Source organism: Ruoffia sp. FAM 26255, from assembly GCF_045528525.1.
Classification (GTDB): domain Bacteria; phylum Bacillota; class Bacilli; order Lactobacillales; family Aerococcaceae; genus Ruoffia; species Ruoffia tabacinasalis.
In genome coordinates this window covers 1-10980 of sequence record NZ_JBGQQX010000062.1, presented here as the reverse complement: position 1 = coordinate 10980, position 10980 = coordinate 1, and the positions used below count along the sequence as shown (strand labels likewise).

Below are 10980 nucleotides of genomic sequence, written 5' to 3'. Positions count from 1 at the left end.
AAGATGTGTGTATGGATTCATAGCTTTCTCCTTCTAATAGTTGGTTGGTACATCTATTTTATAGGAAAACTATGGATCTTTTTTTATTTTATTATTGTTGTTGCACTTAAATTGTAAATTCGTCATATATAATGGAAGGAATAGAAAAAGCCAAGGAAATTCCGGAGAACTCTCTTGGCTAAATATAGTCAGCTATTATCCATTTGCTAATTTCTCTCTGGATTTAGATGAGATAAATTCAATAACTAAAATCAATATTATTAATCCAATTAAAATCGAACCAACTTCACTCCATCGATATGAGTTCATTGCGAATATTAATGGCGCTCCAATACCCCCGGCTCCTACTAAACCTAAAACTGTTGCATCTCTTAAATTCATATCAAAACGATATATAGTTGTAGATAAGAAGTTTGTAAAGAGTTGAGGAATAACTCCATATCTAATCTTCTCAAACGTATTACATCCAGCAGCCTCCATTGCTTCTAGAATTCCATCATCTATTTCTTCTATAGTATCTAAGTATAATTTCGAAACCATACCTATAGATGTAATTGACATTGTTAATACTCCTGCATAAGCTCCTGGTCCCGTAACCCTAATAAACATCAGACCATATACAAAGGATGGTATTGTTCGAATAACTACGAGCAATGTACGTGTAATAAAGGAGAGGACTGGTCCGACTATACTTTGTGACATTAAAAATGCTACAGGTATCGCTAGTACTGATCCAAATATTGTTCCTAAAAATGCAATACATATTGTTTCAAATAATAAATATGGTACCCCCTCATCAGAGAATTCAAATAGAAATTCTAAATCTGGAGATAGGATTCCTGTTATAATATTTCCAGCAATGGTTGAGCCTCGACTATCAATTCCATTGAATTGTACGCCTGTTACTGACCATATTAGAAACGCTAGTAAAATAGCGAATATTGTAATGTAGTATACTCGTCGATTAGGTTCACGCTCAAGTTGTTTGTTAATCATATTATTCATTTCTTGTGCCTCCTCCTAAGTCAATTTCTGACGGCAGTATTCACTGATCTGTTCGATTATGAATACAACGACCATTAATATTAGTAGTATCATCCCGGCATTTGCATAATCTCGCCATCCTAATTCTTGATTTAAGATTAAACCTATTCCACCTGCCCCTACATATCCTAAGATTGCGGCGTATCGAATGTTACCCTCGAACGCAAAAAGTGATACGGATAAGTACGTTGGCATAATCTGAGGAACTACTGCATATCGGAATGCTTCTACTTTGGATAATCCCATAGATTCCATGGCTTCAAAGGGTCCCATATCAATATTTTCGATATTCTCATACATTAGTTTACCAATATAGGAAAACGTAAAGATGAATATTGCTATAGTACCTGCAGTCGTTCCAATTCCAAAGATAAATGTTGCGATTGAAGCTGTAATCAATGTTGGTAATGTCCGCGTAATTGATAAGAATAGTTTAAAAAAGCCAGTAACCCAACGACTTTGAATTAGATTTGACGAAGATAACATAGCAATAGGTATAGCTACGAGAGCACCTAACACCGATCCAAGTAATGACATTTGAATAGTGTCAATCATGGGTCTCCATATATTGTTTGCATAGCTCCAATTTGGTGGAATCATTTGTCCCAAAATAACAAAGAATTGTTCCCCACGTTCAGCTAAGACTGATAATTCGGTCTCAGTTACTTTAGTTGAAATATATGTAAATATTAATAATAACAAAATAATTAATGGGGTTCTTGACGCTCTTTGATAGATTTTTTTACCGTTAGATAATACTATTTTTTTGGGTTTAAAAACACGATCATATAATTTCATTTCCACAATAAATCCCCCTCTATACTGGTGATACTGAAGATTCAACAACTTCAATAGGTTGATTTTGGTAGATTTTGTTTAATACTTCTTGATCAACGTCACTAGATGGACCATCATAAACGATTTCCCCTTTTGCAATTCCAATAATACGATCTGCATACTCTAACGCTAAATCAACATGATGAATATTAATTAATACTGAAATATCCATTTCTTTATTAATGCGTTTAAAATCATCCATAACAACTTTAGCTGTGACTGGGTCCAAAGAAGCGACAGGTTCATCAGCTAATATAATAGAAGGATTTTGCGCTAACGTTCTTGCAAGAGCTACACGTTGTTGTTGACCTCCTGATAATTGGTCTACACGCGTATATGCTTTATCCAAGATTCCTACTTTATCTAAAGCTTCCAATCCTCGTATTTTATCCTCTTTTGTAAAACTACCCGTTAATTTACGCCAAAATGATAACTCTGGCACACTCGATACTAATACGTTGTTTAATACACTAATTCGAGTGACTAAATTAAATGATTGGAAAATCATTCCAATTTTTCTACGGAAACGTCTTAATTCTTTTGAGCCTAGGGCAGTTACATCTTCATTATCAACAGTCAGTGTTCCATCTGAAATACTGTGCATGCGATTAATACAACGGATTAATGTTGATTTCCCTGCTCCGGATAGACCAATAATCGCAACAAACTCACCTTGTTCGATGGTTAAATTCACATCTTTTAACGCGGTTACGCCTTTAGGATATTTTTTACTTACATTTTCAAATTTTATCATTTCTTACAAACCTCTCTTCAAGCAAATAAAGGCCAGGATTTATCCTAGCCTTCAAATATTTATTATAATATTAGTTATTAGTTAGATTGTTCACGTAAAATTTCTTGTGCTTGACGCTCTACATCGTAGTCCGCACTCTCAGCAACTTCATATCCTTCGTGAGCGTAAATTGCGATAATCTCTTTACCTTCTTCAGTCTCAGAAATATTAATGAATGCTTCTTGTAAAGCAGATTTAAGTTCATCAGACATATTTTCTGAATTGTTACTTACTGAAATAGTATCATTGTAGATACCTGGTGTAACTCCAATAACATCAGTATCTGTCCAGATGTCATTTTCTCCACCTAATTCAGATTGCCATTGATCAACGTAGTCACGACGACCATCAGCAAATACTGTTAAGATATCTACTTGACCAGAAGCTAGACGTGCAAATGAGTTTAAGTAAGAGTCAGCTTGCACAACATTTTCTAAATCACTTAAGTTTTGTTGGAAATTATCTTGTAACCAAATTGTTGGATAAATGTAGCCTGCTGAAGAAGATGGACTCATAACAGACCAATTAGCTGAATTTAAATCTTCAAAAGATAATTCTTCACCATTATTAACTTTATCAGCTAATTCGCGCCCTTTTTCTGATGGTCCTGCAATCATAATAGCACGGTAATACGTTACTTGTTCGTCCGTTGCTTCAGTTGGTTCGTTCGCATTCCAATCAGCTGGATCGTCTGAATCATTACTTAAACCAGCACGTGTAGAAGTTAAAATAACTTCTGCACCATCATCATATAATACATATGTTCCACCTGGAATAAATCCGATATCAATAGTCCCTGCTGATAAACCTTCTCCAACTGCTTCATATGAAGTACCTACAGAGATATCTACTGAACCTACTTCATAACCAAGAGTAGCTAATTCGTCAATTAATAATTGCTCTAATGGTTCTGTTGCTGTTACGATTTCTTCCGGATCACGTGATGGTACAAATCCGATTGATAACTCATCAATTTGAGTTGTTTCTTGCCCAGCTACAGCTGGCATCGCTACTGAAGCAAGTGTTGTCACAGATGCTAAAGTTAAAGCAGCTTTTTTTATCCAATTTCTTAACATAAGATAATTCCTCCCTTTTTTTATAACATTAATATTATATACCATTCGATAATCAACCGCTATTGATTTTATGTAAATTTTGTGTAAATTCACACGTATTGGATTGTTAACTTTTTGGGATTATTGAAGCAAATTGATTAATATCAATTATTCTAAACAAAAATACCGCTACAAACAGCACAATTGCTTGTAGCGGTATTATTTAATTTCTAGGTTAACCTAGTCGTTAATTTATCTGTGTATTATTCAGCAGAAACTGATACGTCTTTCAAGCTTACGTTACCTAAAGCATCTGGCTCTAAGTTTTGTACGTGGTCTTGGATAACATAGTTACTTGTGTAGTAGTATACTGGGATTACTGGCATTTCTTCCATGAAAATCGCTTCAGCATCTAATAACATTTGAGTACGAGTAGCTGGATCTTCTTCAGAAGCTGACTCATCAATTAAGTTTTTGTACTCTTCATTTTCCCAACCAGTATCGTTATTACCAGTATCGGCAGTACGGTACATGTCTAAGAATGAAATAGCGTCGTTGTAGTCAGCAATCCATCCCATACGTCCTACTTGGTAATCAAGAACGTTTAGACGGTCTAAGTACACTTGCCATTCTGTTGAGTCAATCTCAGCGTTAATTCCTAAGTTTGTAGCCCAGCCAGATTGGATAAATTGAGCAATTGTTGAGTGAGCTTCACTGTCGTTAATTGAGATGTTAACAGTAATTTCACTAGGATCTGAAATTCCTAATTCTTCCATAGCTAATGCTAAGTATTCATTAGCTTCGTCGAATGCTGCATCTTGCATGTAGCCACGGTCTTCTTCGAATCCTTCGATTGTTGGAGGTACAACACCTAATGCAGGTAATTGTCCACCTTTAATTACGTTATCAATTAAACCTTGACGGTCAATTGCTAATGATAATGCTTTACGTAAGTTAACGTTTTGCATTAATTCATCTGTCGTATTTAATTTGTACCAGTAGATTGCTGCGTAAGGAACTGTGTTTAGTTCTTCATTAGCACGGTACATGTCGATTGAGTCTAGAGAAACGGTTCCGTAAGGAGTACCTAAGTAATCTAAGTTACCAGCTTGGAATTCAGCGTTAGCTGTTGATTCTTGCTCGATAATTTGGATGTTAACTGTTTCTAAAGCAACGTTATCAGCGTCCCAATATTCAGCATTTTTAGCTAATACTAAGTCACTGTTGTGGTTCCATGTATCTAAGTTGAACGCACCGTTAGTTACATATGTTTCACCAGCTTCAGCAGCCCAACCAGTAGAGTCGGCTTCAACTGTTGCTTGATGAACTGGCATGTAAGTGTAGAATGAAGTTAATTCTAAGAAGTATGGTGTAGGGTTGTTTAATGTTACTTCTAATGTGTAGTCATCTACAGCAGTAACTCCTACAGCGTCTTCTTCGCCTTCACCTGAGTTAAATTCTTCAGCACCAGTAATTGGGTAAAGAATAGAAGCATATTGAGATGCAGTCTCAGGGTTTAAAACACGTTTCCATGAAAACTCGAAATCATTTGCAGTAACTGGGTCTCCATTTGACCAAGTTGAATCTTGACGTAAAGTGAATGTCCAAGTAAGGCCATCTTCACTCTCTTCCCATGTTTCAGCAACACCTGGTTCAATTTCACCATGGTTATTGTGTGTTAATCCTTCAAAAACGTTACGGATGATTGATCCTGATGTCGAATCTGTTGCTAAAGCAGGGTCTAATGTAGGTGGTTCTGCTCCTAGGGATAAGTTAAGTGTTGCAGCATCTTGCGCAGATGCAGTTGTTTGTGCTAACGGCGCTACACTTAATAAAAATAAACTAACTAATGTAAGTACTCGTAAGAACTTTTTCATTAATGTTCCTCCTTTTAATTTATATCTAATAATATACAGCATATATGAGAGTTTAACAAGGGGCTTTGTCATTTTTTTTTAATTATTAAGCGTTTTAATGGCTGATATACTCATGTTTTAAGCTTTAAGCAATTATATAATTTTTAAATAAGTAAGCTTCTAATCTTATCAATATGCTCCTGTACTTTCTCAGGGGCAGGTCCACCATCCACTTGTCGGCGTTTAACACAAACTGTTAAATCGATCGCATCATAAATATCTTCTTCGAATAAAGCATGCTCTTCTTTATACTCTGCCAAACTCAAAGTTTCTAAGGTTTGATTTGTTTCTTCACAGTACTGAATAATATTACCTGTCACTTGGTAGGCGTCACGAAACGGTAAACCTTTCGCTGTTAAGTAATCTGCACAATCCGTTGCATTAATGAAACCCGTACTTGCTGCTTTGTACATTACTTCCTTATTAGCAATCGTTTCATCAATCATTGAAGGTAATAAAGAAAGCATCATCTTCACAGTATCAATCGCATCAAATAAACGTTCCTTCTCCTCTTGAATATCCTTGTTATATGCTAAAGGTATTCCTTTCATAATCGTTAACACACTCATTAAATCACCGAACACACGCCCGGATTTCCCTCTAAATAGTTCATGAATATCCGCGTTCTTTTTCTGAGGCATAATCGATGAACCCGTCGAGAATGTGTCTTTTAAGGACAGAAACTTAAACTCTTGTGAAGTCCAAATAATCACTTCCTCACTATATCGACTTAAGTGCATGCTTAATATAGAAAATGCCGATAATAATTCCAAACTATAATCTCGGTCCGATACTGCGTCTAAACTATTATTTGAATAATTGCTAAAACCTAACAACTCCGTTGTATACGATCGATCTAAAGGAAAAGTTGTTGTTGCTAAGGCACCGGCACCTAGAGGCATTGTCTCTTTAATACGCTTCGCAGCATCTTTAATCCGTCCATAGTCTCGGTGGAACATCTCAACATAGGCCATGAGATAATGTCCATAGGTTATTGGTTGCGCCCGCTGTAAGTGTGTGTAACTTGGCATAATCGTCTCAAGATGCTCTTGCGCTTCATCTGTGAAGGCAAGCATGACTTTTTTTAAGGCATCTATCATCCATTCAACTTCATCTAAGGCATATATTTTCATTGCCGTAGCCACTTGATCATTACGGCTTCTACCGGTATGTATTTTCTTGCCGATATCACCTAGTCTTCGTGTTAATTCCGCTTCGATAAAACTATGTATGTCTTCTTCATTTAAATCAATTTGAAGTGTTTGATTTGCGTATTCTTCGCGCATTGATGACAGCTCCGCAACTAATTGCTTCGCCTCGTCAGGTTCAATGATATGTTGTTTGCCTAACATCTGGGCATGTGCCATACTTCCGCGTAAATCTGCATCAAATAATCGAATATCAATTACAATTGATTGATTAAACTCGTAGGCCGAATTCGACATTTCCTGATGGTATTCATTACTCCAAAGTGCCATATATCCTCTTCCTTTTCTGAATAATATTTAGAGAAGTCCTAGTTTCTTTTGAATCTTAGTCGGTAACGTAATGACATTAATATATCCTTCTGCATCATGGTGATCGAATAAATCATCTTCACCAAAGCCTGAAACATCTTCGTCAAATAGTGCGAATTCACTCTTCAATCCGTGTGGTAACATATTCCCTTTGTATAATTTCAGTTTAACATCACCCGTCACAGTCTTTTGCGTATGATTCATAAAGGCTAATATCGAATCACTTGCCATTGAATACCACTGTCCATTGTAGATTAATTCAGCAAATTCAACGGCCAAGTGTTGTTTCAATTTAATCGTTTCTTTTGTCAGCGTTAAACTTTCCAGACGTTCATGAGCTTCCATTAATAGAGTCGCTCCTGGCGTTTCATAAATCCCTCTGGATTTCATTCCAATCGTTCTGTCTTCAATCCAATCAAGGACACCAATCCCGTGTTTCCCAGCAATCGCATTTAAAGTTTCTAATACTTCATGAGGTTTCAATTCTTCCCCATTCACAGCCGTCGCTTTCCCTTGTTCAAAAATGATTTCAACAATCTCAGCTTCATCCGGTGTATTTTCTAAAGCATTAGTTATGTTTAGGATGCTTGAGTAATCGACCGCGTTCTTAGGACTTTCGATGTCTCCGCCTTCGTGACTAATATGCATTAAGTTTTCATCTTCTGAATAGATTTTCTCAATCGTTGATGTCACAGGCACACCTTTTAATTCAGCATATTTAAGTGCGTCTTCACGGGATTTAATATCCCAAATACGCCAAGGTGCAACAATCTTCATCTCTGGATCGAAGGCTGCGATACCTGTTTCAAAACGAACTTGATCATTCCCTTTACCAGTACAGCCATGACAAATTGCAGTAGCGCCTTCTTTATGGGCAACAGCGACCAATTCTTTGGCAATTAATGGACGTGCCAGCGCAGTACCTAGTAAGTAAGTCCCTTGGTATTTCAAGTTACTTGAAATTGCTGGATAAATGTATTCTTCAGCTAAAACATCTGCCACATGCGGATTGTAGAACTTACTTGCCCCCGAAGCGATAGCTTTTTTCTCTACAGCTTCCCAATCTTCTTTTTGACCTACATCAACACAGACTGCAATAATGTCCGCATCATAATTTTCCTTTAACCATGGAATTGTAATCGACGTGTCCAAACCACCTGAATAAGCTAATACAATTTTATCTTTACTCATACTAATTCTCCTTCTAATTTCATGTTTGTTATTTTTTTGTTATATTCTATTGCAACTGTAAGTAGCATCTTTAAACCAACTATTAATACACCTTCATCGATATTAAATTTAGGATGATGAAGTGGATATTGCGTTTCTTTCGTATGATTATGACTGCCAATCATCGCAAAGGTTGCTGGAATGACTTGACTATAGACGGAAAAATCTTCACCGAACATATCAGGTTTTCTTTCAATGACGTTAACGTCTAAAGAATTTCCGACAATCTCTTGTAATAGCGTTGTCTTGACGTCATCGTTATACACCGAACGAGCACCTACTTCATAATTAAACTTATAGCCGACACCATAAGCGCCACAGATTCCTTCTAATATTTGCTCCATACTCTCTTCGATACGTTTTGGAACATCTGCATCAAAGGATCGAATATTTCCTCCAAACTCCAAAGTATCTGGAATGATATTTAAGGAAATACTATTCCCCGCCTTAATATATGTATTTGACACAACAGCAGATTGTTGTGCATCAATATGTTGCGACGGAATCTCATTGAATGCTTGAATGAGTTTACTTGCCAAGTTAATCGGGTTGATCGCTTTTGATGGGGTCGATGCATGTCCACCTAAACCATACAAAGTTACTTTATAACCATCCGAGTTAGTTGTGACGGGACCGGTTTTAATGTCTACCGTTCCAACTTCAATCTCTGGTAAGACATGTTGCCCATAGATAAAATCCAAATCATCTAAAACACCCGTTGCCATAATTTGGCTCGCGCCACCTGGGGGTAATTCTTCTGCATGTTGAAAGATACAATATATCTCACCCTCTAATGTGTCGAAATGATCATCTAACCACTGACATGCTGTCATTAACATAGCTGTGTGGCCATCATGACCACACGCATGCATCACACCGTCGTTCATCGAACAAAAGTCTAAATTTGTTAATTCTTCTTGAATTGGGAGGGCATCCATATCCGCCCGTAAACCGATTCGACTACCCGCCTGCTTCGATTTGAATACGCCAATGACACTTGTTTGAGTAGGTTTAATAATTTCAACATGATTTAATGATTTTAGAAAGCCTTCAATGTATTCCACCGTTTTAAATTCATTGAACGATGTTTCAGGATGTTGATGTAAAAAGCGTCTACGTTCAAGTAAGTCATCTGTGTATTGTTCTAAATCTTTTAAATTTTCAAGTGCCATTGTTTTCTCCTCTATTACTGTTCTTGAGCTTTACTTGCTTTTTCGATATTTTCTTCAAATACTTTATCTAAATCGCCATTTTCTTTAGCTTCTGTAATTACTTTGTCTACAACTTCTAGTAAAGTCGTATTTCCTTTTGTCATCGCGACAGATGTTCCTAGAAGTTCATTATCAATGTCAATGCCTTCAACAACTGAAACTACATCGCCGTAATTTGTTAAGTATTGTTGAAGCGTTAAGTCTGACATGAAGATGGCATCCACTTTTTTCGCTTTCAATCCTTCAATTAAATCGCCGTTTTTACCCATAGATACTAATTCGATTTCAGGCATATTTTCCTTTAAAAAAATTTCTTGTGTTGACGTTAGCAGAGCGCCAACTCTTTTTCCGTTAAAATCTTCTAAGGAGTTAAAGTTATCCACTTGATCACTCGCAACAGCAAACTGACTTACTGGTTCATAATATGACACTGAGAAATCAACGACTTTGGCACGTTCTTCTGTATTCGACATTCCAGAAAGAATTAAATCTATTTTATTCGTATTCAATGTTGGGATTAACGAATCGAATGCCCGGTTATCAATCACTAACTCGACCCCAATCTCATCAGCAATCATTTGAGCTAGAGAGGCATCAATACCAACGACAACGGCTTCACCATCAACCACTTCCACCCATTCAAATGGTGGATACTCTGCATTCATACCTACAACTAATTGACCTTTTTCTTTGATTTCTTCTAACGTCGCTGCCTTAATATTTACCGCAGAAGTTAAAAACATCCCTACAACAAAAGCTAAAATTATTTTACTTATTTTTTTCATTTTGATTTGCTCCTATGTTTGTTTTATTAATTAATAAATCTTTGACTACGCTTCGATGGTATTAAAAAAACCCCGTCTCTATCGCTGTACAAATACAACGATAGAGACGGGGTTTATTCCGCGGTACCACTCTAGTTAACTCCCCTATACGGCCATATAGGGTTTATTCACTCTTTTTGTTAACGCTCAGACAGCGAAGCTAGCTATACATTCACTAACTTGTCTCATAAGTGCGGTTCAACTACTCTTAGATAAATAGGCTTCCACTCTGTCCTATCTCGCTGTTACCTCGAAGTAATTTACTCTCTTATTCTTTGACTTATTTATTAACTTGAAATTATTCTATCAACTTGCAAAGTGAAAGTCAATACTTATATTAGAATATAATTAAAATAGTTTGAAGTGGGCCTTTTTAATTTAATAAAACTTACATTTTACTAATAAAAAAAACACAAGCACCAATAAGGGTTCTACAATAAATAGGGTTGATGACAAAAATTAAAATGTCATCAACCCTATCTTTGTGTCTTCTAAAAGACGCAGATATTCGTTATATTAAAAGTACCACCAAATAACATAAGGAGAATATCTA

General features: G+C 36.3%; 9 protein-coding genes and 1 other annotated feature. All 9 genes read right to left on the bottom strand.

The features are described from left to right. Positions 1-195 precede the first annotated feature (195 nt). Entirely contained in the window at positions 196-1005 is an 810-nt protein-coding gene (gene phnE / locus ACEN31_RS09940) for a phosphonate ABC transporter, permease protein PhnE (protein ID WP_197103583.1), read from the bottom strand. Positions 1006-1020: 15 nt separating this feature from the next. Then, positions 1021-1842, bottom strand: coding sequence for a phosphonate ABC transporter, permease protein PhnE (phnE, locus tag ACEN31_RS09935; protein ID WP_407109315.1), 822 nt, complete (start codon positions 1840-1842; stop codon positions 1021-1023). A gap of 19 nt (positions 1843-1861) precedes the next feature. Continuing rightward, complete coding sequence (gene phnC / locus ACEN31_RS09930; RefSeq protein ID WP_407109314.1) at positions 1862-2635, bottom strand: phosphonate ABC transporter ATP-binding protein; 774 nt, start codon at positions 2633-2635, stop codon at positions 1862-1864. 77 nt (positions 2636-2712) lie between these two features. Then, entirely contained in the window at positions 2713-3750 is a 1038-nt protein-coding gene (locus tag ACEN31_RS09925) for a phosphate/phosphite/phosphonate ABC transporter substrate-binding protein (RefSeq protein ID WP_407109313.1), read from the bottom strand. Between the two features lie 242 nt (positions 3751-3992). Next, positions 3993-5606, bottom strand: a complete 1614-nt coding sequence (locus tag ACEN31_RS09920) for a peptide ABC transporter substrate-binding protein (RefSeq protein WP_407109312.1) — start codon at positions 5604-5606, stop codon at positions 3993-3995. 143 nt (positions 5607-5749) lie between these two features. Then, positions 5750-7123, bottom strand: a complete 1374-nt coding sequence (argH, locus tag ACEN31_RS09915) for an argininosuccinate lyase (protein WP_407109311.1) — start codon at positions 7121-7123, stop codon at positions 5750-5752. A gap of 27 nt (positions 7124-7150) precedes the next feature. Further along, complete coding sequence (locus ACEN31_RS09910) at positions 7151-8353, bottom strand: argininosuccinate synthase (RefSeq protein WP_407109310.1); 1203 nt, start codon at positions 8351-8353, stop codon at positions 7151-7153. Beyond that, complete coding sequence (locus ACEN31_RS09905) at positions 8350-9564, bottom strand: M20 family metallopeptidase (RefSeq protein ID WP_407109309.1); 1215 nt, start codon at positions 9562-9564, stop codon at positions 8350-8352. Before ACEN31_RS09905 ends, ACEN31_RS09910 begins: the two co-directional genes overlap by 4 nt. A gap of 14 nt (positions 9565-9578) precedes the next feature. Then, positions 9579-10388 (bottom strand): transporter substrate-binding domain-containing protein, encoded by an 810-nt coding sequence (locus ACEN31_RS09900; RefSeq protein WP_407109308.1) that lies wholly within the window; start codon positions 10386-10388, stop codon positions 9579-9581. Positions 10389-10487: 99 nt separating this feature from the next. Beyond that, positions 10488-10712, bottom strand: a binding site (T-box leader). Positions 10713-10980: the final 268 nt, after the last annotated feature.

Bases quoted from the DNA above. Each gene is read 5' to 3' on its own strand.
- ACEN31_RS09920 (WP_407109312.1), bottom strand. From the start codon at position 5,606: ATGAAAAAGTTCTTACGAGTACTTACATTAGTTAGTTTATTTTTATTA.
- ACEN31_RS09905 (WP_407109309.1), bottom strand. From the start codon at position 9,564: ATGGCACTTGAAAATTTAAAAGATTTAGAACAATACACAGATGACTTA.
- ACEN31_RS09900 (WP_407109308.1), bottom strand. From the start codon at position 10,388: ATGAAAAAAATAAGTAAAATAATTTTAGCTTTTGTTGTAGGGATGTTT.
- phnE (WP_197103583.1), bottom strand. From the start codon at position 1,005: ATGAATAATATGATTAACAAACAACTTGAGCGTGAACCTAATCGACGA.
- ACEN31_RS09925 (WP_407109313.1), bottom strand. From the start codon at position 3,750: ATGTTAAGAAATTGGATAAAAAAAGCTGCTTTAACTTTAGCATCTGTG.
- phnE (WP_407109315.1), bottom strand. From the start codon at position 1,842: ATGAAATTATATGATCGTGTTTTTAAACCCAAAAAAATAGTATTATCT.
- phnC (WP_407109314.1), bottom strand. From the start codon at position 2,635: ATGATAAAATTTGAAAATGTAAGTAAAAAATATCCTAAAGGCGTAACC.
- ACEN31_RS09910 (WP_407109310.1), bottom strand. From the start codon at position 8,353: ATGAGTAAAGATAAAATTGTATTAGCTTATTCAGGTGGTTTGGACACG.
- argH (WP_407109311.1), bottom strand. From the start codon at position 7,123: ATGGCACTTTGGAGTAATGAATACCATCAGGAAATGTCGAATTCGGCC.